This is a genomic window from Flindersiella endophytica, from assembly GCF_054779015.1.
Genome location: NZ_BAAGYY010000014.1, coordinates 1 through 22,362, shown reverse-complemented (window position 1 = coordinate 22,362; position 22,362 = coordinate 1). Strand labels below are relative to the sequence as shown.

General features: G+C 67.2%; 11 protein-coding genes and 2 pseudogenes. 8 read left to right on the top strand and 5 right to left on the bottom strand.

The annotated features are described in order from the left end of the window. Nucleotides 1-4 precede the first annotated feature (4 nt). The 8 genes and pseudogenes from ACYVF6_RS15500 to ACYVF6_RS15465 all read left to right on the top strand — a co-directional run bounded on the left by ACYVF6_RS15500 (nt 5) and on the right by ACYVF6_RS15465 (nt 17,453). On the top strand, nt 5-6,421 hold the full coding sequence (locus ACYVF6_RS15500; RefSeq protein WP_460521670.1) for an SDR family NAD(P)-dependent oxidoreductase: 6,417 nt from the start codon (nt 5-7) through the stop codon (nt 6,419-6,421). 22 nt (nt 6,422-6,443) lie between these two features. Beyond that, nucleotides 6,444-9,581 (top strand): type I polyketide synthase, encoded by a 3,138-nt coding sequence (locus ACYVF6_RS15495; protein WP_460521668.1) that lies wholly within the window; start codon nt 6,444-6,446, stop codon nt 9,579-9,581. Then, nucleotides 9,547-10,464, top strand: coding sequence for a 4'-phosphopantetheinyl transferase family protein (locus tag ACYVF6_RS15490; protein ID WP_460521666.1), 918 nt, complete (start codon nt 9,547-9,549; stop codon nt 10,462-10,464). The genes ACYVF6_RS15495 and ACYVF6_RS15490 overlap by 35 nt, the downstream gene beginning before the upstream one ends. A 125-nt stretch (nt 10,465-10,589) precedes the next feature. Next, nucleotides 10,590-11,378, top strand: coding sequence for an alpha/beta fold hydrolase (locus ACYVF6_RS15485; RefSeq protein WP_460521706.1), 789 nt, complete (start codon nt 10,590-10,592; stop codon nt 11,376-11,378). A gap of 153 nt (nt 11,379-11,531) precedes the next feature. Further along, a pseudogene (locus tag ACYVF6_RS15480) lies at nt 11,532-11,917 on the top strand (IS21 family transposase); the annotation flags it as partial. Nucleotides 11,918-13,151: 1,234 nt separating this feature from the next. Beyond that, complete coding sequence (locus ACYVF6_RS15475) at nt 13,152-16,544, top strand: glycosyl hydrolase family 2 protein (protein WP_460521664.1); 3,393 nt, start codon at nt 13,152-13,154, stop codon at nt 16,542-16,544. A 51-nt stretch (nt 16,545-16,595) separates the two neighbouring features. Then, nucleotides 16,596-16,844 (top strand): annotated as a pseudogene (locus ACYVF6_RS15470) (helix-turn-helix domain-containing protein); the annotation flags it as partial. A 321-nt stretch (nt 16,845-17,165) separates the two neighbouring features. Then, nucleotides 17,166-17,453 carry a hypothetical protein gene (locus ACYVF6_RS15465; protein ID WP_460521708.1) on the top strand — a complete coding sequence of 96 codons (288 nt, stop codon included), beginning with the start codon at nt 17,166-17,168 and terminating at the stop codon, nt 17,451-17,453. Nucleotides 17,454-17,756: 303 nt separating this feature from the next. Here the strand turns inward: ACYVF6_RS15465 and ACYVF6_RS15460 are convergent, their stop codons facing one another. The 5 genes from ACYVF6_RS15460 to ACYVF6_RS15440 all read right to left on the bottom strand — a co-directional run bounded on the left by ACYVF6_RS15460 (nt 17,757) and on the right by ACYVF6_RS15440 (nt 21,927). Next, on the bottom strand, nt 17,757-18,008 hold the full coding sequence (locus ACYVF6_RS15460; protein WP_460521662.1) for a hypothetical protein: 252 nt from the start codon (nt 18,006-18,008) through the stop codon (nt 17,757-17,759). A 49-nt stretch (nt 18,009-18,057) separates the two neighbouring features. Next, nucleotides 18,058-18,582, bottom strand: coding sequence for a hypothetical protein (locus tag ACYVF6_RS15455; protein WP_460521660.1), 525 nt, complete (start codon nt 18,580-18,582; stop codon nt 18,058-18,060). A gap of 125 nt (nt 18,583-18,707) precedes the next feature. Next, nucleotides 18,708-19,133 carry a site-specific integrase gene (locus tag ACYVF6_RS15450; protein WP_460521704.1) on the bottom strand — a complete coding sequence of 142 codons (426 nt, stop codon included), beginning with the start codon at nt 19,131-19,133 and terminating at the stop codon, nt 18,708-18,710. A gap of 226 nt (nt 19,134-19,359) precedes the next feature. Beyond that, nucleotides 19,360-19,827, bottom strand: a complete 468-nt coding sequence (locus ACYVF6_RS15445; RefSeq protein ID WP_460521658.1) for a Rossmann-fold NAD(P)-binding domain-containing protein — start codon at nt 19,825-19,827, stop codon at nt 19,360-19,362. Nucleotides 19,828-20,559: 732 nt separating this feature from the next. Then, nucleotides 20,560-21,927: a serine hydrolase domain-containing protein gene (locus ACYVF6_RS15440; protein WP_460521656.1), complete on the bottom strand. Its 1,368-nt coding sequence runs from the start codon at nt 21,925-21,927 to the stop codon at nt 20,560-20,562. Nucleotides 21,928-22,362 lie beyond the last annotated feature (435 nt).

The following is a 22,362-nucleotide window of genomic DNA, read 5'->3' as shown; positions in this document are numbered from 1 at the left end:
ACCCATGGCATCCACATCGACCGAGAAGCTCACCGAGGCGCTGCGAGCCGCGCTGAAGGAGAACGAGCGGCTGCAGAACCGTGAGCACGAGCCGATCGCCATTGTTGGCATGGCCTGCCGTTACCCCGGCGGAGTCGCCTCGCCCCAGGACCTGTGGCGACTGGTCGCCGACGAGGTTGATGCCATCGGCCAGTTCCCCGTCGACCGCGGTTGGGACCTGTCCTCTCTGTACGACCCAGACCCCGACACCCCGCACACGTCATACGTCAAGGAGGGCGGTTTCCTCACAGACGCCACGCTCTTCGACGCGGGATTCTTCGGCATCTCACCGCGCGAGGCGCACGCGATGGACCCGCAGCAGCGGCTGCTGCTCGAAACCGCCTGGGAGGCGTTCGAGGACGCGGGCATCCGCCCGGACTCGGTGCGTGGCAGTCGCACGGGCGTTTTCGTGGGTGCCATGTACGGCGACCACGCCACCCTCCTGACTCCCGCCCCCCGAGACCTGGAAGGGCTGCTGGCCGTCGGCGCCTCCGGGAGCGTCGTGTCCGGGCGCATCGCCTATGTCCTCGGCCTGGAAGGGCCCGCCCTCACCGTGGACACGGCGTGCTCCTCTTCGCTGGTGGCATTGCATCTGGCCGTTGCCGCGCTGCGGCGGGGCGAGTGTTCGCTGGCCCTGGCGGGCGGTGTGACGGTGATGGCAACCCCGCGGTTGTTCGTGGAGTTCAGCAGGCAGCGCGGTCTCGCCCTCGATGGCCGCTGCAAGGCGTTCTCCGCGAGCGCGGACGGCACTGGCTGGTCCGAGGGAGCCGGGCTGCTGTTGGTCGAACGCCTCAGCGACGCCCGCCGCCTCGGCCACCCCGTCCTGGCTTTGGTCCGAGGCTCCGCCGTCAACCAGGACGGCGCCAGTAACGGCCTCACGGCGCCCAACGGCCCCTCCCAGCAGCGCGTCATCCGCGACGCACTGGCCGCCGCTGGCCTCGCTCCCGATGACATCGACGCCGTCGAGGCGCACGGCACGGGCACCGCGCTGGGCGACCCCATCGAGGGCGGGGCCCTTCTCGCTACATACGGCCGCACCAGGCCGGCCGGCCACCCGCTCCACCTGGGCTCCCTCAAGTCGAACATCGGGCACACCCAGGCTGCCGCCGGTGTCGCCGGCGTCATCAAGATGACCATGGCGCTGCGCCACGGGCTGCTGCCCAAGACCCTGCACGCGGACGAGCCCACCCCGCATGTGGATTGGTCTGGCGGCGGGGTGGCGTTGCTGACTGAGGCGACAGCATGGCCCGAGACCGGGCACCCTCGCCGTGCGGGGGTCTCTTCGTTCGGCATTGGTGGCACCAACGCCCACGTCATCCTGGAGCAGGTGTCAGAGTCCGGGTCGCAGGAGACTGCATCCTTACGCGAAGCATCGCAGGAGATCCCGATCCTGCTTTCGGCCAAAACGGAGTTGGCATTGCGTGCCCAAGCCGGCAGGCTCCTCGACCATCTTCGGAACCATCCCGACATCCAACTGGCTGACATCGGTTACTCCCTTGCCGTGGGTCGTGCACACTTCGAACAACGGGCTGTGGTCGTGGCCAGCGACCGCGCCGAACTCGAACACGGCCTCGAAACACTGATCCATGGCGGTGACACCTCTCAAGTGGTGACCGGGTCCGCCCGATCGGTTGTCCGCCCTGTGTTCGTCTTCCCCGGGCAGGGTGCGCAGTGGCTGGGCATGGCTGCAGGCCTGCTCGAATCTTCTCCTGTGTTCGCCCGCCGGATGGGTGAGTGCGCCGCCGCTCTGGAACCCCTGATCGACTGGTCGTTGCTTGATGTCATCCGCGGCACCAACAACGCACCGGGGTACGACCGAGTCGATGTTGTGCAGCCGGTGTTGTGGGCGGTGATGGTGTCGTTGGTGGAGGTGTGGCGGTCGTTTGGTGTGGAGCCGGCGGCGGTGGTCGGTCACTCTCAGGGAGAGATCGCCGCGGCCTGCGTCGCCGGAGTGCTCAGCCTCCAGGACGCCGCCAGAATCATCGCCCTCCGCAGCCGCGCACTACGAACCCTGACCGGTAGAGGCGGCATGGCTTCGGTGACCCGCTCAGCCAGCTGGGTCGAGGAAACCATCAGAGCCTGGCCCGGCAACATCTTCGTCGCCGCCATCAACGGCCCGACCCAGGTCATCGTCAGCGGCGACCAGAAGACGCTGGACGAGTTCCTCAACCACTGCGAAGAAGAAGGAGCGGGGGTCCGCCGCATCGGGGTGGATTACGCCTCCCACTCAGCCCGCGTGGAGGAGATCGAAGCCGAATTGGCCGAACTCCTCACCGGCATCCAACCACACGCAGGCGACATACCTGTCTATTCCTCCCTCACTGGCGACGTCCTGCTCGACGACACCGTGATGGACGCCGGGTATTGGTATCTCTCCCTGCGGGAGACAGTGCGATTCGAACAAGCCATCACGGCGCTGTTGACCGCCGGCCACCGCGCCTTCATCGAGATCAGCCCCCGCCCCGTCCTCACTGTCCCCCTCCGAGCGACCATCTGGCAGGCCGGTGTGGAGGCTGTCGCGCTGGGGACCCTGCGCCGCGGCGAGGACGAACACCGCCTCTTGCTCACATCACTGGCCGAGGCCCACTGCCATGGCATCGACGTCGACTGGCTCGCCTGCTTCGAAGGCAGAGGCGCACAACACATCACCCTGCCCACCTACGCCTTCCAACGCCACCGCTACTGGCCCGCGCCGGCGCAGGGTGACATCCGCGCGGCCGGCCTTACCCCCGTTGGCCATCCGGTGCTGACCGCCGTGACGGAACTGCCGGATGCGGGAGCGCTGCTGCTGACCGGACGTGTCTCTCTGGCGACGCATCCCTGGGTGGCCGATCACCGGGTTGGGGAGCAGATCTTGCTGTCCGGCACAGCGGTGCTGGACATGGTCGCCTGCGCGAGCCGTGAGGTGGAGGCGGGACAGCTGGAACAACTCGTCCTGGAAGCCCCGCTGATCGTTCCCGAGGACGGGGAGATCCAGCTGCGGGTACTCCTGGCCGCCGCCGACGCCGACGGGCGGCGCACCGTGACCGTGCACTCCCGCATCGTGCGGGGAGCTGAGCCGGAGCCGTGGACGCGAAACGCCGAGGGCACCGTCATGCAGGGCGAGCCCGGCCGGTCAGCCGCTCCGCTCACTGCGGCCTGGCCACCACCTGACGCCCGGCCAGCGGAGATCTCGCCCGCCGACCTCTACGACCGGCTGGCCGACCTCGGCGTGGACTACGGTTCCTCCTTCCGTGCGGTCAAAGCGATGTGGCGGCGCGGAGAGGAGATCTACGCCGAGGTGTCGGCGGATGGCGACCCGACTGACCCCGGAGGCCGATCCCCGTTCTCCGCGCTCCTCGACGCGGCCCTCCACCCCCTCGTGCTCACCGGTCCCGAGCAGGGCGCAGCGCTGCTCCTCCCGTTCGCCTGGACGGACGTGCACCTGCATACCCTGCGAGCCGAGGAGACCACCAGCCTCCATGTGCGCATCACCCCCGCCGGTCCCGACACCGTCACACTCACCGCGACCGACCCAGCGGGCCGACCCGTCCTCGCCGTCGGATCGCTGCTGCTGCGTCCGTTCACCGCAGCTGCTGCCGCCGAGCCGCTCTACCGGCTGGAGTGGACGCCGCTACCGGTGTTTCCCATGCCCGGCGCCGAGGTGCCGGAAGGCGGCCTGCCGGTGCTGGGCGAAGCACGGGCGCAGGAAGAGGTTGCGGACGTGCTCGTGCTGCCCGTGACCACTGGCGACGCTCCCGCACCTGCCGCCGCATACGCCGTGGCAGCCCACGTGCTCGACGCGATCAACGGTTGGCTTTCCGACAACCGCTTCGCCGCCGGTTCCCTCATCGTCCTCACCCGAAGAGCCGTGGCCGTCGGAACTGAGCAACCCGATCCCGCTGCGGCCACTGTGTGGGGCCTGGTGCGTTCGGCGGCGGCGGAGCACCCTGGGCGGCTGGTACTGGTCGACACCGATGGCTCCGCCGCGTCGACGCGAGTCCTTCCGTCGGCGGCGGCTCTGGGGGAGCCGGAGTTGGCACTACGTGAAGGGGAGCTGTTCGTCGCTCGTCTCGGTCGCGTCGGTCCACCCGACCTCGTGCCGCCGAAGCAGACAGGCGCGTGGCGGCTCGACGTAACCGAGGCAGGGGCTCTGGACCGGCTGGCGCTGCTGCCGGCGCCCGAGGCGACGGCGCCGCTGGCGCCAGGGCAGGTACGGCTGTCCGTACGCGCTGCCGGGCTGAACTTCCGCGACGTCATGACGGCACTCGGCCTAGGCCCGTGCAGTCTGAACAACGGCTCCGAGGTGGCCGGTGTGGTGACCGAGAACGCGGCTGACGTCACCGACCTGGCCCCCGGAGACCAGGTGTTCGGCCTGGTGAGGGGCGGCATCGGTCCGCTGGCCAGGACGGACCGGCGGCTGCTGGCCAGAATTCCGCGAGGCTGGTCGTTCGCACAGGCCGCTACCGTGCCGACCGCCTATCTCACCGCCTATTACGCACTGGTAGACCTCGCCGGGCTGAAGCCCGGTCAGTCGGTACTCGTACACGCGGCGGCGGGCGGTGTAGGCACAGCGGCAGTGCAACTGGCCAGGCACCTGGGCGCCGAGGTGTACGGCACGGCCAGCACCGGCAAGTGGGCGGCGCTGCGTGAGCAAGGGTTGACGGACGAACGCATCGCCTCGTCACGCACACTCGACTTCGAGTCTGCCTTCCCGTCCGGGTTCGACGTTGTGCTGAACTCCCTGACCAATGAGTTCGTTGACGCCTCGGCGCGGCTGCTGCGGCCGGGGGGCCGGTTCCTGGAGATGGGCAAGACGGACATCAGGGACGCGGATACGATGCGGGCGTCGCACGGCGTGGAGTACACGGCGTTCGAGATGCTGGAGATGGGGACGGAACGACTCGCGGCGATCCTCGCCGAAGTGCTGGCGCTCTTCGACGACGGCACCTTGTCGCTGCCGCCGCTCACGGCCTGGGATGTGCACCGCGCCCCCGAGGCGTTCCGCCAGCTCGGCCAGGCCAGGCTTCGTGGGAAGGCCGCACTCACCGTGCCGCGACCACTCGATCCGCAGGGCACGGTTCTGATCACCGGAGCCACCGGGGTGCCGGGCGCACTGATCGCCCGCCATCTGGTGGCCGAGCACGGGGTACGGCATCTGGTCCTGGCCGGACGCCCGGGCGCAACTGCAGCAGGAATGGACGAGTTGATCAGCCAACTCGAGGAACTGGGCGCCGATGTCACGGTGGCCGCGTGCGACGTCGCCGACCGGCAGGCGCTGGCCGGCCTGTTGGCGAGCGTGCCGAACGCGCATCCGCTGACCGGCGTGGTGCACGCGGCGGGCGTGTTGGATGACGGCGCGCTGACATCGATGACGGCGCAGCGGCTGCGTACCGTCTTCGCGCCGAAGGTGGACGCGGCGTGGGCGCTGCACGAGCTGACCCGAGACGCCGACCTGGCGATGTTCGTGCTGTTCTCCTCAGCCGCGGGAACGCTCGGATCCCCGAGGCAGGCCAACTATGCGGCGGCCAACGCTTTCCTCGACGCTCTGGCCCGGTACCGGCAAACGAGCGGCCTGCCGGCGACATCGCTGGCCTGGGGCCCGTGGAGCTCGCCGAGCGGGGTGACCGGCGCGACGGGGATCACTGACCAGGCCTGGCTGGCACGTTCGGGGTCGCTGGCACTCTCTGCGGAGGAAGGCGTGCGGCTGTTCGACGCCGCGCTGGGCGTGGGGGAGGCGGTGCTGCTGCCAGTCAAGCTGGACGCAGTGGCGCTGCGCGGGCGGATCGAGGGGGTGGCTCCGGTGCTGCGCGGCCTGGTGGGCGACCGCCGCCGCGCCCCGCGCGCCGCCGACCGGACCGAGTCAGCGGACAACCTCGTGCGACGTCTGGGCGGGCTGGACACCACCCAGCGCAACCGCGCGGTGCTCGACCTGGTGTGTGAGCAGTCGGCGGCGGTGCTAGGTCATGTCGACGCCCGGGCGCTGGCGGCGGAGGACACGTTCAAGAACCTGGGCTTCGACTCGCTGACAGCCGTCGAACTGCGCAACCGCCTGGCAAGAGCGACAGGCCTGCGGCTCCCGGTCGGGCTGCTGTTCGAACATCAGACACCGCTCGCGCTGACAGAACACCTGGCCGAGTTGCTGCCCGGCTCTGAGGGGCCTCGCGAACCGGCCGAGCCGGACGAGGTAACGGTACGCGACGCTCTTGCGGCGATACCGCTCGCACGCCTGCGCGAGGCAGGGTTGCTCGATGCCTTGCTGCAGCTGGCGATCGACGCTCCGGCGCAGCAGGTGGCGGTCGGTGTCAGCCCGGCCGGGTCCGACCCGGACGACGACACCGATTTCGACTCCCTGGACGCGCGGAGCCTTATCGACATCGCGTTCAACGACTCCAATTCATAGCCGATCAGATGGGTGGTACACAGTGAGCGAGACCGAGCCCTCGAACGAGGAACTCGTCGAGGCCTTGCGCACGTCGCTGCGCGAGGCCAAGCAGCTCAGGCGGCAGAACCTGCGATTGACCGAGGCCGCGCGGGAGCCCGTCGCCATAGTGGGCATGGCGTGCCGCTACCCCGGCGGGGTCGGCTCGCCCGAAGAGCTGTGGGAGCTGGTGGACTCCGGCCGCGACGTGGTCTCAACCTTTCCCAGCGACCGGGGCTGGGACGTCGATGCCCTCTACGATCCCGACCCGGACCAAGTCGGCACCAGCTACGTGCGCGAGGGCGGCTTTCTCTATGACGCTGGTGACTTCGACGCCGACCTGTTCGGCATCTCCTCGCGCGAGGCGTTGGCCATGGACCCGCAGCAACGACTGCTACTGGAGACGAGCTGGGAAGCCTGGGAGCGCGCCGGGATCGATCCGACTTCGCTCCGCGGAAGCCATACGGGCGTGTTCGTGGGCAGCAACTACCAGTTCTACGGTTCCTCGGGGCACCACCCTCCGCAGGGGGTAGAGGGGTACCGGATAACCGGGTTCGCACCCAGCATGCATTCAGGCCGCCTGTCGTACGCCTTCGGGCTGGAGGGGCCCTCGATGACGGTGGACACGGCGTGTTCCTCCTCCCTGGTCGCCCTGCATCTGGCCGTGCAGGCGCTGCGTTTGGGTGAATGCGAGCTGGCCCTGGCCGGCGGCGTATTCGTCATGGCCGAACCAGGGTCCTTCATCGAGTTCAGCCGTCTACGCGGGCTGTCGCCGGACGGCCGGTGCAGGTCCTTCGCGGCGGCTGCGGACGGAACAGGCTGGTCCGAGGGCGTCGGCGTCCTGCTCACCGAGCGGCTTTCCGACGCTCGTCGCAACGGCCACCGCGTCCTGGCCGTGGTACGCGGCTCGGCCGTCAACCAGGACGGCGCCTCCAGCCGCCCGACCGTACCCCACGGCCCCTCCCAGCAGCGGGTGATCAGGGCCGCTCTCGCCAACGCCGGCCTCGCGCCCGGCGACGTGGACGTGGTCGAGGCCCACGGCACAGGCACCCGCGTCGGCGACCCCATCGAAGTCGAAGCCATCCAGGCCACCTACGGCCACGACCGCCCCGCCGACCGGCCGCTGTGGCTGGGCTCCATCAAGTCCAACATCGGCCATACCGCGCACGCCGCGGGCATCGCGGGTGTCATCAAGATGGTCCAGGCGATGCACCACAACCAGCTGCCGCGCACCATCCACATCGACGCGCCGAACCCCGATGTCAGCTGGGACTCCGCTGTCCGCCTTCTCACACACCCGCAGGCCTGGCCCGATCAGGGCCGCCTTCGCCGTGCGGCCGTCTCCTCCTTTGGCGCCGGCGGCACCAACGCTCACGTCATCATCGAGGCGCCACCCCCCACCCAGCAGCCGACCCCGGCGTCCCCAGCCCCGGTCATGCCGCTGACTTGGCTCGTCTCCGCGGCCACCGAACCGGCGCTGCGTAGGCAGGCTGCGAACCTTGCCGCATGGGCGCGTACGAACCCCGACCTGACGCCGGCGGAGGTCGCCCGCGCCCTGGCCACCACCAGGGCCGCCCTGACCCATCGCGGTGCGGTGACGGGGACGGACCGTGCCGACTTCCTCGCAGGGCTGGACGCGCTGAGCACCAGCGCCGCGTCGGACACCGTTGTGACCGGCCGCGCCGTATGGTCGCGCTTGGCGTTCCTCTTCACCGGCCAGGGCAGCCAGCGCATCGGGATGGGCCGCGAGTTGTACGCCACCCATCCGGCGTTCGCCGAGGCGTTCGACGCCGTCAGCGCCCAGCTCAGCCCCGCACTCGGCGGTTCGCTGACGGATCTCGTCTTCCACGGTGATCAGGCCCGGTTGGACGAGACCCGCTATGCGCAGGCCGGGCTGTTCGCCGTCGAGGTCGCGCTGTTCCGGCTCGCCGAGGCGTACGGGATCAGGCCCGACTACCTGGCCGGTCACTCGATCGGCGAGGTGACGGCCGCGCACGTGGCCGGTGTGCTGTCGCTCACCGACGCGGCCACCCTGGTCGAGGCGCGTGGCCGGCTCATGCATGCCGCCACAGCCGGAGGCGCCGTACTCGCGATCGAGGCGCCCGAAGCCGACGTACGCGAGTTGCTGAAGCCGTGGAGCGACAACGGCGCGGCGGTGGACGTCGCCGCGGTCAACGGTCCTGCCGCGACGGTCATCTCGGGTGACCTCGACGCGGTCACCGCCATCGCGGCGGAGGCGGCCCGCCGCGGAGCGTCGTCCCGGCGGCTGCACGTCAGCCACGCCTTCCATTCCGCGCACATGGAGGGCGTACTGGAGGAGTTCGGGCGGGCGGTAAAGCCGCTGCGTTTCCACTCACCGAAGATCTCGGTCGTGTCCATGGTCACAGGCTCCCTGGCCGAGCGTCTGACCTCGGCCGAGTACTGGGTCGAGCAGGCGTGTGCGCCGGTCCGCTTCCTCGACACGGTGCGGACGCTGAGGGACAGCGGGGTGAAGGTGTTCCTGGAACTCGGCCCGGACGCAGTCCTGAGCACACTCGGACCGGACTGCCTGCCCGGTGACGACCACCTCTTCGCCCCACTCATGAAGCGGGATCAGGCGGAGAGCACGGCGCTGCTCAGCGCGCTGGCGGCGGCCCACACCCGGGGCGTCGGCGTCGACTGGGCGGCCGTTCTTCCCAACGCACCTGGATCCCTTTCGTTGCCGACCTACTCCTTCGAACGCACGCGGTTCTGGCTCGAACCGGCTGGGCTCGTGACTCCTGGGAACGGCCGAAGCGCGCACAGCATCGCCGAGGACCTGCCGCAGGACGACGACGCGAACGATGCCGTGGATTACTCCGAGTCGGCCCTCCGGAGCCGCATACTTGCCTGGGTCTCCGGGATCCTCGCGGTTCCGGAGGACCGGATCGACCCGGGCGACGAGCTGATCCGCCACGGCTTCGACTCGATCGGCGCCGTCGCCCTCCGCAAGCGGATCGAGCGCGCCTACGGAATTGCCGTTCCCGCCAAGGAGATCCTTGCCAGCGGTTCGGCGTCGGCCCTTGCCCGCCACATCGCCGAGATGCTGAGCTCGCCTGCAGCGCCGGAGTCGGCGGGCCAAGATATCGATGCCGAGGTCTCAGCTGCCGGCCGGACACACTGAGCTGCGCGGCGTTCCAGCCGGTCCCACTGGGCGGCACGGCCAACAACGTGCCGCTGGTTGGACGCTTCAGGGGCGGAACCTGCACATGTCTGATGCGATCACCACATCCACATGGTTCGATTTCGCCGCAGGGCCCGGGAAGGTCAGCTCACCCGCACCTGGGGAGTCTCCCGCCCTTTGGTTCGTGGACTCCGTTCGGCGGGCGGACGCAGCCGTACCTGCGGGCTCCACGATGCTCGATGCCGAGGAGTTGAGGCGTGCCACCCTTTTCCACCGCGAGGCCGATCGGGTGGCGTACGTGGCCGCTCACGTGGCGCTGCGGGTTCTGTTGGGGGCGTACCTCGGCCTTGCTCCACACTGTGTGCAGCTCGTCCGCGAAGCCTGTCCGCTGTGCGGTCGAGCTCACGGCCGGCCAGCGGTTGCTGGTAACGAGGTGTACTTCTCCCTCTCCCACAGCAAAGGACTTGCGCTGGTAGCGGTCGCCGCTCAGCCGGTCGGCACCGATGTGGAGAAGATGCCCTCCGTGGCAACGGCAGAGCACATCGCGGCCGCACTGCATCCGCGGGAGGCAGCGGAGATCCGCGTACTGCCCGAGAACGAGCAGCCAGCTGCCTGCGCTCGGGTTTGGGTGCGCAAGGAGGCCTACCTCAAGGGACTGGGCACAGGCCTCGGGCGTGACCCGGCGCTCGACTACCTCGGCACGGCGTCGGCACCCGCCAGCTTGCCGGGATGGCGGGTAACCGACCTCGTAGCGCCACCCGGCTTCGCCGCGGCGGTGGCGGCACCAGAGGAAGAGCTAGCCGATCCACCCGCACCTACTGCGCTGTTCGCTCATCCCGATCCTCCGGGCGCTCACCGCCCGGAAACGCTGGCAAACGAATGAGAAGAGCTGAGATGGCACGCATAGCAGTCAACGATGTCGAGCTCGACTATGACATACGTGGGGAAGGCGACCCCATCCTGCTGGTCACGGGTGCTGGGACCCGAAGCACGATTTGGCAGCCGTAGATCCGTGCACTGGTCACCGATGGCTACCAGACGATTAGCTACGACCACCGGGGTGGCCCTTCGGGCGCGAAGCCGGCCAAGCCTTACGGCTTCGACGACCTGGTAGCCGACGCGGTTGGCGCGATCGATGGGCTCGGGCTCGCGCCGTGCCGCCTGGTTGGCTACTCGCTCGGCGCCAAGATCGGTCAAGAGCTCGCCGGGAGTCGTCCAGACTTGATCCGTTCAATGGCGCTGATCGCCACCGCACCCGGCGTGGATACCTTCCGTTCGGCGTTCTTAGGCGGCCTGACGGAGTACCTGTGCAGCGGCGTCAAGCTACCGTCCGGTTACGCCGCCGCCCTGATGGCGCTGAAAATGCTCTCTCCTAGCACGTTGGCCGACGACAAGGTGATCGCCGACTGGCTGGCATTACTGGAGCTGGCGGCAGACGGGGACAGCGGTATGGCCGAGCAGTACGCTGCCGCCGCTGTATCCGACCAGCGCGCCACGCTCCCCGCCATCGGAGCGCCTTGCCTGGTGATCAACTTTGCCGACGATTTGGTGACTCCGTCTGCAGCCGGCCGCGAGTGTCAATGGCCATTCGTTTCTCCCCGGAGGCGGTCAGCATCAGTGCCAACAGCATCGTTAGGGGTCAGATATGCGCACGACATCCTGCCTTCAATCGCAGCGGTGTCTGTTTTCGCTTCGGTCGCGATAGCTGCACCGGTGGCAAGTGCGGCCGTTCCAGAAGTTTCGCCCAGCCGCCCAGGGACCCAGCCATCACGGAATGGACACGATCAAACCGCATAGCGAGCCGTTCCAGTTCACAAGCAACTCCCGGCGAGGCATCCACGGCTGCGAACGGCGCGATGCTCGGCGGCCGCATGCAAATCACGGGGTGGTGCCTTACTTGCGGGAGCTCAACGGCGGCCCGAGCTGGGTTCTCCAGACAAACTGACCAAAGTGCGAGTGCTGCTGCACGCCAACGAGTTGGTCGTTTTCGATGGCCGCCGCGAGGTCGCGCGGCACGATCGGCTCACCGGGAAGCTGGAGTCCCTTCTGGAGCTCGACCACTACCTGGAGGCCTTGCTGCGCAAGCCCGGGGCGTTGCCCGGCTCGACTGCGCTGGAACAGGCCCGCGCGGCCGGCAAGTTCACCCCGATGCATGACGCCTGGTGGCAGCGGTGCGCAAGGCTCGCGGCGATGCCGAAGGCACCCGCGCCCTGATCGAGGTTCTGCTGCTGCACCGCAGCATGGCCCACGAACACGTGGTCGCCGGGATCGCCACAGCACTCAAAGCCGGCACCTTGACCGCCGACGCCCTGACCGTCGAGGCCCGCAAGGCCGCCCAAGACGACGCCGCCACCCAGATGCCGACACCAGCCGACGTGCTGGGTGAGCAGCCGCCGGTGGCATCACTGACCAGGCGACGGCTGGCCACACCGACCAGCCCGAAGACCCACCACCAGACGCCGACTACGGGCCCAGCCACGACCGGCTCGTCACCGAGCTGCTCGCCCTGACCTGGGACTTCCTCACCCACGCCAGCCCAACCGTCCAAGACGAACTACAACGCTTCCTCAGCCGCCGCGGCTGGCACCCGACCACCGGAACACCCGCGTCCCTCGACGCTCGCCAGTTCAGCGCCGACCCGCCGCCTCATCCCGACGAGCCACCGGCCCCATAACCGCGACCAAGATCAACAAGTGGGGCCAAGCTCGTACGAACAATCACCGTGCCAGCCCTCGGGTGGGGCCAAAAATTCGCGAGAACCTGGGGCGAAAACTCATGAGAGAAGTCACCGCCTCACCCTCGAACGCGACGACTCACTCGTCGAGAACGACCGCCGCGTCTTCTACGCCCGCGCCCACAAGGCCTGTCCGCCGAGAGCCTGACGTACGTGCACCTGCGTGCCCACGAGGAGCCCTTGCTAGCCATCCCGATGCTGTCGCATGTGCTGGACCCGCGGAGGCCGCTGGCGCGCCACCGTCCGCCTGGTCGTCGCCCGAGTCGCTCGGGTATAGGAGCTGCCCAGATACGCGAAACCCGGCTCACCCACCGTCCGGAAGGCTGCCGGGCCCACTCCGCGAGGCTACTGCCCCGCGCATTGCAACAATAACGCCCTAAGGATCTCCGGCGAGGGCAAACGGACTGTGGCCCCCGGCTCTGGGTGCTCTACGTCTCACGAACCTCGACCGATCGGCTCTGCGGGTGCCCGGTTCGACCAGCACATCATCATGGGACGGCTGCCTCTGTGCAAGCGGAAGGCACCTACGTGCCAGGGGATGCGGAGCCGATGGCCGCCTTCGACTTGATCCGCCGCCTGCTCCACCGACAACTCCATACCCCATTGCCAACACCAAGATCATTAACCTCACGTAAACAAAACAGAATCACGAGACACTAGGCCGTGTTAAGTTTTCCGCTGGTTGTTTGTTAATGGCGGAGCAGTAGCCGACGAGCCGAGCCAGGGCATATCGAGGGCATATCGAGGGCATATCGAAATCTGCATACGCGCGGACAACATCACGCTTGCTTGGCTGGCGGGCGCCCGCATCACTCAGAACTTGTGGAGGCCAGCCGATGAAACGCCGTACGCTGATGAAACTGAGTGCCGCTCTGGCTGTCGCGCCGCTGAGCTCGTGCGCCACGCCGGAGCTTGGCGGCAGTGCCGCGAACCAGGCGGGGAGTGCCGGCGACCAGCTCGAACGAGACTTCCAGGATCCGCCGAACAGTGCCAAACCGCGCGTGTGGTGGTTCTGGGGCGAGGGAAACGTTACTCAGGATGGCATCAGGAAGGATTTGGGGTGGATGAAGCGCGTCGGCTTCGGCGGCTTCATGCGGGAGGACGAAACCCTGCGCACGCCGGATATCGTCGAACGCGTGCCGGTCATGTCGCCTCAGTGGATGGACGACATCGGGTATACGGCCAGGCTGGCTGACCAACTGGGCCTCCAGATGGGTTGTTCGGCCACGCCCGGATGGTCGGCCAGCGGCGGCCCTTGGGTCCCTGCCGAACAGGCCATGAAGAAGTTCGTGTGGACGGAGACCCGAGTGGAGGGTGGCAAGCCGTTCCGCGGCACGTTGGCCCATCCGCCGACCGTGATCGGCCCTTTCCAGAACCTGGACATCAGGAACACCCCGGGTGGGGGTGATCTGAACCTGCCGGACCCCTGGTATGCCGACGCCGCCGTGATGGCGTACCGGCTCCCGGACAACGACGAGTCCCTGGCCGGGTTGCAGCCGAAGGTCACCTCCAGCGGCGGCGATTTCGACCTGGCCAAGCTGACCGACGGCGACTACGCCGACGGCACGCTGCTTCCGCCCGCGCCAGTAGGCGAGAAGTCGTGGATTCAACTCGAGTTCCAGAAGCCGGTCACGGTGCGAGGGCTGTCGATCTATCTCGGCGACCTCAAACGGGGAGGACCGACGATGCCAGGTCAAGGTTCGGATCAGACTCTGGAGGTGAGCGACGACGGTCAACGGTTCCGTGTGGCCGCTGAAATTCCTGGGCTTCGCCTGTCGAGCTTCGTGCTGCCGTATTCGGTCGGCGCGCGTACGATTTCGTTCGCTCCGGTGACCGCGAAGTTCTTCCGCGTCGCCATCCTCGCCAGGCAAACGGGCTCGTCCGCCCCGCAAGCCGCCAACATCTCAGGGCTCGCCCTACACACCTCCGGTCGGGTCAACCGCGTCGAGGAGAAGTCGGCGACGTTCTCAACGCCCCCCGGCATCTACGAGTGGACGACGCCTCCTGTCACAGGCGAGGCCGTGGTGCGCAAGGAAGACGTCATTGATCTCGCGTCGACGATGGAGCCGGACGGAACGCTGAACTGGACACCCCCGGCAGGCAAATGGGCCATTCTGCGGCTGGGCTGTTCGCTCGTCGGCGCCATGAACCGCGGCACAACCCCTGAGGCGACCGGTCTCGAAGTGGACAAGCTCAGCAAGTCGGCCGTGCAGGCCTACTACGACTACTACCTGGACAAGTTCGAGCAAGCCACCGGCGGGCTGATGGGCGAACGCGGCCTGAACTACCTGCACAACGACAACTACGAACGCGGCCAGGCCAACTGGACCGACGAAATGATCCCGGAGTTCACCAAGCGCCGCGGCTACGACATGAAGCCATGGCTCCCGGTGCTGATCGGCCATGTCGTGGAAAGCTCCGAAGCCAGCGACCGGTTCCTCTGGGACTTCCGCAAGACGATCGCCGAGATGACGGCCGAGTACACCTACGATCAGCTCACGGACATGCTCAAAGAGCGCGGTATGGGCCGTCACAGTCAGTCCCACGAGTTCTACCGTCAGTACGTCGCAGATGGCATGGACGTCAAGCGGAGCGCCGCCGCCCCGATGGGCGCGGCGTGGGCCGGCAACCCAGTGGGGGAAGATCCTCCTCATAACGAGGACCTCCGCGAAGCTGCCTCCGTGGCCCATATCTATGGACAGAACCTGGTCGTGTCCAATACCTTTCCCGCCGACTCAGGCGGCGAGGAAAGCAATGCGTTCGCCTTCTCACCCGAGAGGCTCAAACCGGCCGCGGATGTCGCGTTCGCGGACGGGGTGAACCGGATCGACTACGAGGGCTGCACCCACCAGCCGGTGGACGACAAACTTCCAGGACTGGCCCAGATTTACGGGCAGTGGTTTACCCGCCACGAAACCTGGGCCGAGTATGCCCAGCCCTGGATCACTTACCTCTCGCGCTGCAGCCATCTGCTTCAACAGGGCCGCGCCGTCGCCGACGTCCTCTACTACTACGGCGAAGACTCCAACATCACGGCACTCTTCGGCGACCAAGGGCCGGACGTGCCGGAGGGCTATGCGCTCGACTACGCCAGCTCGCACGTGGTCCTGAACCGCATCGACGTCACCAACGACCGGATCACCACGCGCTCCGGCATGAGCTATCGCCTGCTGGTCCTCGACGACAACGCCGTCCACATGCCGCTGAGCGTGCTGAAGAAGATCTACCAGTTGGTGACCGCCGGCGCGAGCGTGGCCGGTCCGAAGCCGACAGACAGCCCCAGCAACAGCGACGACCAAGCCGAGTTCACGTCCATCGCCGATCAGCTCTGGGGGTCCGGCGAGGGAACGCGGAAGGTCGGAAACGGGCAGGTGTTCGCCGGCCAGTCCGCGGCCGAGGTTCTGCAGGCACTCAAGGTCTTGCCGGACTTCGCGCACACCAAGCCGCAAAGCGACACCGCCCTGGCCTACTTCCATCGCACGCTGCCAGACGGCGACATCTACTTCGTCCACAACCGCCGCAACCGCGCGGAGAGGGTGGAAGCCACGTTCCGGGTGGCCGGCAAGGCACCCGAACTCTGGGATGCCATAACCGGCGAGATCAACCCGGCGGCGTACCGCGTCGCCGACGGACGCACCACCGTCCCCTTGGATCTCGGTGCGAGTGGATCGGTATTCGTGGTGTTCCGCAAGCCCGGGTCCGCGCAAGGCGGCACGCCGCCGAAAGTCGAGGAGACGCCGATCGGGACGATCGATGGCTCCTGGAAGGTCGCGTTCCAGCCCAACCGAGGCGCTCCGGCCAGCATCACCCTCGACAGGCTGAGCGCATGGAACGACCATCCCGACCCCGGGGTGAAGTACTTCTCCGGCACCGCCACCTACACCAAAACCGTCCAGGCCGCGGCCGATTGGTTCACCACCGGCGCCAGGCTGGTACTGGACCTGGGCAGCGTGAAGGACGTCGCCGAGGTCACGGTGAACGGCAAGTCCGCCGGCGTGCTGTGGTGCACGCCGTTCCGGGCCGATGTCACCGGCGCGCTGAAGCCGGGCACGAACACGCTGGAGATCAAGGTGACCAACCTTTGGCCCAACCGGCTGATCGGCGACCTACAGCCCAACACCACGAAGAAGTACACATGGACGTCGTTGAACGTCCTCCGCGCTGACTCCCCGCTCCTTCCCTCCGGCCTTCTCGGGCCGGTGAAGATCCTCAGAACCTCGAGCAACTAGTGTCTCGTGATTCTGTTTTGTTTACGTGGGGTTAATGAACTTGGCGTGGCTATGGGGTATGGAGTTGTCGGTGGAGCAGGCGGCGGAGTTGCGTGCGGTGGCGGGCGGTTCGGGCTGTCGGCGTTGGTGGGCACACGGGGGGCGCGGATCGTGTTGTGGTGCACTGAGGGTCGGCGGAAGCAGGAGATCGCTGCGCTGGCTGGGGTGTCGCGGCCGACGGTGGATGTGTGGCTTGCCCGGTATGAGGTCGACGGCGTGGCCGGGTTGCTGGATCGCCCGCATGGAGCCGGCCGTGAACAGGTGCCGTCTCGGATCCGGGCATGGATTCTGGCTGCCACGCAGGAGAGTCCACCAAGGAGACTGGCCTGTCGCACTGGTCGAGTCGCGAGATGGCGAAGTTCGTCAAGCGGGTGGAGAGCGTATATGTCTCCCATCACTATGTGGCCGGGCTGTAGCGTGCCGAAGGGCTCGAACCGCATCGGCAAGGCACGTTCAAGGTCAGCAGGGACCCGGCCTTCGCAGAGAAGGTCGCCGACGGTCGGCCTACGGGGCAAGGGCAAGTCCAACATGATCAACGTCAAGACAACCACGTTCACGCGGTGCGTGGACGTGGTTGTCTGGATGATCGATGGTAAGGGCCGGCGTACCGCACGGCCGTGGCTCCAACCATGGTTCGAAGGTCGGACTCATCGGCCGGTTATCGACTGCGTCGCCACCAGCCAGGCCGAGGTCGACAAGATGCTCCGCGCGGCCGAGGCCGTGATCGACTACCGCGCCAACAGCGCGGCTGGCGGGGAGAAGATCACCCCGACTCCGCAGCTTCCCGAGGTCATGATCCTGTGCGAAGAGGTCGCGCTGATCTTCGGGCAGCACGATGTCTCCAACGCCGCGAACGCCGGCGCGGGCTGAAGATCGTCCAGCTTGGATGGTCCGAGGCAGTGTCCGTCGACTTCGTCGCCCAGCTGGAGCATCCCGGCGGATGCTCGTCCAGGCCGGGCTGGATACGCGCGTCCTGCCCGCCAAGGCGTGGTGGGTCGCGTATGAGGAGATCGGTAGACCCTGCGGCATCGCAGAACGGAACACATACCTCAGACCAGACCTCGATCCCGGCTCGGTCGCAGCCGCGCAGTTCTCTTGGCCTGCAGGTCGTGGAGAGCTTGAGTTGCTCGTTGGTGTCGGCGCCGGGCCGCGTCCTTGAGATATGCGGAGTTGTCAGCTTGCATCGCTGGAGCTCGGTTCTGTCGTCGGCGAGGGATGTTCCAGGCTCGTGATGATCGTGAGAAGGTTGTCCGCCGTGCGCTGGTTCATCTCGGCGAGTCGGAGCTGGCCGCGTTCTCGGGCACGTTCGATGATCCCGCGGGTGAGCTTGAGCTGTGTGATGAAGACCGGGCAGGTCAGGCACGCGTTGGCGTGGGGGCAGCTTTGCTGCAGCGGCAGCCCGCAGTAACCGTTGGGCAGCGCCACGGTGGCCCGGGCGAGATGGTGTTTGGCCCATTCGGCGTCGACGAGCGGGCTATCTGGGGTGATGATGACGTCGTTGCCGTGGATGTCGACCTTGCGTGCCCGTTCCCAATGCTTGCGACACGCCGCTTCCCGTCAGTTCGATGATCTCCGCTGCGCCGCGCTCGGTGCCGAGCCAGCCAACCTTGTCGAGGACGCGACGAATGTCCTCGATCCCGAGGTGGCTATACGTCGAGGTCGTAGTGGTCACCGAGGCGTGGCCGAGCAGCTTCTGAACGACTTTCGGCCGGCACGCTGCGGCGAAGCAGACCGGGGTCGACTGCGCAGAGCTGTTGTCGTCGATGAAGCCGGGCGGGGTGCGTGGGGGGTGGCGGCCGTTTCTGGCCCACTTGGGATCGGATGGCGACAAGTGCCGGCGCACGATCAAGCTGAAGACGCAGCGGCGGTTACCACGAACCCTGTCGGACCTGGACGTCCAGCGCATCGTCGATGCCTGCGACCGACTGCGGGACCGGTTCCTGATCCAGCTTCTGGCCGATACGGGATGCGGATCGGTGAAGTGCTTGGTTTGCGCCACGAAGACATTGATGCCGCGGGAACCTTGATCCGGGTTCGGCTGAGATCCAACGACAACGGCGCGAGGGCCAAGAGCGGTCAGCGGGAGATCCCGGTCCCATCTGCGCTGATCCGGCTCTACACCGACTACCTGGTCGCCGAGTACGGGTGCTGTCGTGCAGGCGCGCATAGTGGGCGGTCATCTCGACGGAGGTGTGATCGAGGAGCTTGCGGACAACTTCTTGCGGGACGTCGTTGTTGATCAGCCGGGTGTCGGTGATGAAACCTGTAGAACGACCCCACCGCTGCCAGCTTGCGGTTGATCGTCGCCGCCGAACATCGCCCATCCACCGTCGACAACGCCGCAACCTCGGCCGCACGAGCCGACGGTGAGAGCCGCAACCAGCCCACGAAGCGGCCCAAATGCTCCAGCCGCACCGACCGCCAGTCAAGACCATGCGCAATCAGGAACGCGAAGAAGTCCCGAAGGTCGAACGCGTACGACCGCACCGTGCCAGGTGACCGCTCGATCGAGGTGAGATGCGCCAAGAACAGATCGACCGGCTCGACCACCACAAACCCCGAACCTAGGACCGTCCACGACTCCGGACCCTCGCCCGGATCCAGCACCCGCTGCACCCGCACAACCGCCACCTTACCTTCTGTAAACGAAAAGATACAGATAGCGACTGTACCCACAAGCAAGGCAATCACCTCAAGGACACATCCAAGAGAACACTGCAGACCTCAGAGCTGGTGACGGGATCCACGGTTCCGTCAACTACACCAAGGACACCGATCAATTGGCCCTAGGGAACTCACGTACGACGTTGGCGATGTAGACGTCGTGAATGAGACGGAGGTCCGCCGCCTCGGCGATCCTCCGGATCTCGGCGACCTCCTTGTCAGGGAGCCAACAACCCTCGAGATCGTCGGCGCCGTCGCTTGCACGGCCGGACTGGTACCAGAGTACGGAGGCGCCGATCCGCTTGCCCTCAGCGGCCATCCGCGGCAACTCCTCACCCAGGACGAAGCCGGGCCAGGGAAACACGTAGACAAGGTCGGCATGCTCCAGCGGCCGTCCAGCCCTGCGCACGACCACTTCGCCGCCGTCTACCTCGTGCACATAGATGTCGTCGGCCCGCGGTCCGACGACGACGGTCACGGCGTAACCGGCTCTGGCCAGAGTCTCCGGCACGTCTTCCTTCGGCCAATTGTGCAGCACGATGTCGTTCGCGGCCTCGAGGACCTCGGCGTATGAAGACATGGCCCTCCACAACTGATTTCGAGCGGTCGGAATCAGCATGCCAGGAACATCGACCACCCGCACGGCACGGCGAACCCACCGGCCGGTAAGGAAACGGTATTGACCAGGAGCTTTCGCAGCCCGAACGTCCGGGTCACCTGGCGGTGGGCGTTGTCAGGTGACGCTGGTGGTTCCAGGACTCAGCCACGCGGCAAGAGCGGTGAGCCTGCGGACCACGGCGTCCGAACGAGCGGGCAACCAGGTGACGTAGACCAAGCTGACGGTTGCAGGCCTGGCCAAGACCGCCGGCGTCGCCCGCTCCTGGATCTACACCCAGGACGACCTGCTCCACCAAGACCAAACCTCGACCCAACCAACCAGCTCACCCGCCAGCGACGAATCGTGGCGACGTCGACTCGAACTCGCCTACCTGCGGATCAAGGAACTCGCCGACGAGAACACCACACTCCGAACCCAGCTCGCCCTGGCACACGGCCAACGACGCGCAGACCAAATCGCCGCGGCACGACACCAATCGACTGACGGAGCAGTCGTTGACGGTCAGGTCGAGGCTGCGTCGCCTCAGTGGCAGCCGGGCTGATCACCCGTCTGGAGGATTCGATTCGGTGTGGACACACCTCAAGGTCGAGCAACCCGCCGTCGGCCGGCTGGATGACGAGCGTCGCCGTCCAGGGTGTGGTGATCGGCCAGCCAGTCTCCGATCTTGTCGAGACTTGCTATCGCTCTCACCCCTCAACCGACACGCGGAATCGCCTTGCCAGCGATGTGGAGGAACCTCGCACGGCCGGCGCCGTCATCTCCGAGGAACGTGCAGACGTCGTAGGTGCCGTTCTGCTGCTCGGTGACGATGAGGACGTCTTTGGTCAGTCGCACCAAGCGCAGTCGTTCTGGCGCTTCAGGCGGTTGCGTCACCACCAGTTCGAGCCCGCCACGTCGCACCTCCTCGACCTTCAGCTGGGCAGCGGAGAACTCGTACCGTCCGATGTAGCGTTCCGCGTTGGTGATGGGCTCTGATTCGGCAGGCGGCTCGGACGGCGCGGGTACGCTGATGCCGCAAAGCTCGCCGAGCAGGTGAGTGAAGACGTCGAGGTAGAGCGGCACGGAGCTCTCGCTGTTGGCGAGCAGGGCGATCGCAACATCGTGCTGGGGGACCACCCGAAGGAAGGCCTGTTGCCCGAAGAGCCCGCCGTTGTGGCCAACGACCTTCCCACCCGGCCAGTCGTACAGGCCCCAGCCAAGCCCCCAGCCGCCTGTCCGATGCCCCGGCACCTCGATGTGGCATCGCCACATGCTGGCAACGCTCTGGGTGGACAGCAGCCGCCTACCGTCCGGTGCGACGCCACCGGCGAGATAGAGCCGGGCCAACGCGAGCACGGACCGGGCGGACATGACCATCGCGCCGGCGGGCGCCATCGATTCGTCCAGTGCCCAAAGCTTCGTGGGCTCCAGCGGCCCGTCTGGCGCGGGCCGCACATGCCCAATCGCTGGGCGGAACAGGATGGCCTCTTCGGCGCGGGTGCTGACGTCCTGGAGGCCCAGTGGCTCGACCAGCCGAGTACGCAGCGCCTGTGCCCACGAGGTGCCGATCAGCACTTCGGTGATCCGGCCGAGGATCGAGTAGCCGGCATTGCAGTACGAGTAGACCTCGCCGGGCTTGGCATGCTGCGGAATCCCCGGCACCACCTCCTCGACGTACTTCTCGATAGCGTCGTCGTCGCGAGTGGTCGGGACGAAGAAGTCGCCCTCGAAGCCGCCACAGTGGCACAGCAACTGGCGCACGGTGACGGCCGCGCTGGCCACCTCGTCGGCGACGCGGAAAGACGGCAGGTACCTACGCACCGGCTCATCCAGGTCGAGCAACCCGTCGTCGACCAGCTGCATAACAAGCGTCGCCGTCCACACCTTGGTGATCGAGCCGATCTGGAAGACCGAGTCGGTGGTCGCCTCGAGTCCGGTGCGCAGGTTGAGGATCCCAGCTGCCCGCTCGACCACCTCGTCGCCCGCGAGCACAGCGATCGCGGCACCCGGAACACCGGCGGCAGCCACCTTGCCGGCGAACGTCTCATCCAGCCAGTCCCCGACCCCGTCCAGCCTTGCCATAGCCCTCCCTCATGGCCGACCCTCCGGCCTACACCGCAACGACGAATACGCCGACTGACGCCCCATCCCCGAGGCAGCAGCGGTGGGAGCAGCAACTCACCGCCGGCACCCGGGCCGCTAGACCCCGACCGCGGACAGCACGGCCGGCAAGGTCAGCAGGAGTCTCAACCAGTGAAGATTACACAGCAGGCGTCTGCCGCGTACCGGCCTCATCGGCAAGGCGACCTAAAACCAGCCACGTCAAGGACAGCATCGACAACACAAACCAGCAGGCCAACCCCACCGGCGACAGACCAGGCTAAAGGGAACACATGCTCGACACGCGTCGATAGGTTGCCGCCGACTTCGGGAGAGATTCGGTGTCAGAAACTCCACGGGTCAGGGTGGGGTGTGCGCGTCGGGTCGTCGGTCCAGATCAGGCGCGCCTCGACGTCG

Coding starts and splice junctions, on each gene's coding strand:
- ACYVF6_RS15500 (WP_460521670.1), top strand. CDS start 5: ATGGCATCCACATCGACCGAGAAGCTCACCGAGGCGCTGCGAGCCGCG.
- ACYVF6_RS15490 (WP_460521666.1), top strand. CDS start 9,547: ATGCCGAGGTCTCAGCTGCCGGCCGGACACACTGAGCTGCGCGGCGTT.
- ACYVF6_RS15475 (WP_460521664.1), top strand. CDS start 13,152: ATGAAACGCCGTACGCTGATGAAACTGAGTGCCGCTCTGGCTGTCGCG.
- ACYVF6_RS15465 (WP_460521708.1), top strand. CDS start 17,166: ATGATCGATGGTAAGGGCCGGCGTACCGCACGGCCGTGGCTCCAACCA.
- ACYVF6_RS15445 (WP_460521658.1), bottom strand. CDS start 19,827: ATGTCTTCATACGCCGAGGTCCTCGAGGCCGCGAACGACATCGTGCTG.
- ACYVF6_RS15440 (WP_460521656.1), bottom strand. CDS start 21,927: ATGGCAAGGCTGGACGGGGTCGGGGACTGGCTGGATGAGACGTTCGCC.